General features: G+C 66.4%; 1 protein-coding gene. It reads right to left on the reverse strand.

The genetic code is table 11. From position 1 onward, the window contains the following. Nucleotides 1-24: 24 nt before the first annotated feature. Entirely contained in the window at nucleotides 25-858 is an 834-nt protein-coding gene (locus K6I34_RS37555; protein WP_229332484.1) for a TauD/TfdA family dioxygenase, read from the reverse strand. Between the last annotated feature and the right edge of the window lie 16 nt (nucleotides 859-874).

Below are 874 nucleotides of genomic sequence, written 5' to 3' on the forward strand. Positions count from 1 at the left end.
CGCCGTGGGGGGGCTCGTGGGAAGTCATCGCACCAGTCCGGGGTTGTCGAGCGGCGGGGTACCGAGCACTTGCACGCGACGCAGATGACGCGGGGCGCCACTGGTGAAGCCGTTGCGGCCGTGCAGAAGCGTGTAGTTGTCGGTGATCACGAGGTCCCCGGTCTCCCAGGGGTGCGCGTAGAGGTGCGCGGGGTCGTAGAGCGCGGCACGCAACGAGCGGTGAAAATCGGCGAGTTCGTCTTCGGGGAGCCCGGAGAAGGACAGGTCGGGGTGGTTGACGAAGCCGGTGTCGTCGGCGGCGGTGGGCTCGTTGTAACGGATCACGGGGGCGCCGTGGACGGGGTGGGCGTCCACGACCGGCGCGACGGTGACGCTGTCGTAGAACTCCATGGCGCGGTGGTACGTGCCGGTGACCTTCGACCACCGCTCGACGACGGCGGGGTCAGTGTTCTCCAGGACGGCGGTGGTGTGGGAGAACGTCGTCTCCCCGCCGTTGCCCGCGCCGGGGGCGTGGACGCACTGGAACACCTGGAACTCGGGTATCTGCTCGCGGTACATGCCGTCCCAGTGCATCGGCATATAACTGGAGTCGAAGATGTGGTCCTCGGGCCGCTCCTTCTCGACCAGTTCGAGAACGGTCCCGAACGGCCACACGCTCAACTCGCCCCAGCGCGCACAATAAGCGGAAAGCTCGTCGGGCCCGGCGAAAGCCTCGAACCCGCGAAGAAGAACGAGATGATGCTGCTGAACGAGGGGCCTCAGGGTACTGATGGGGATTTCCGCGACGGACGCACCGTCTTCGGCGGCCCGAATGGCGAGCCCGAAGGGAGAAATCGGGGAAATGTCATAGGGGGACATACGACTTCCTGGGGAG

Source organism: Streptomyces sp. UNOC14_S4 (genome assembly GCF_020740835.1).
Taxonomy (GTDB): domain Bacteria; phylum Actinomycetota; class Actinomycetes; order Streptomycetales; family Streptomycetaceae; genus Streptomyces.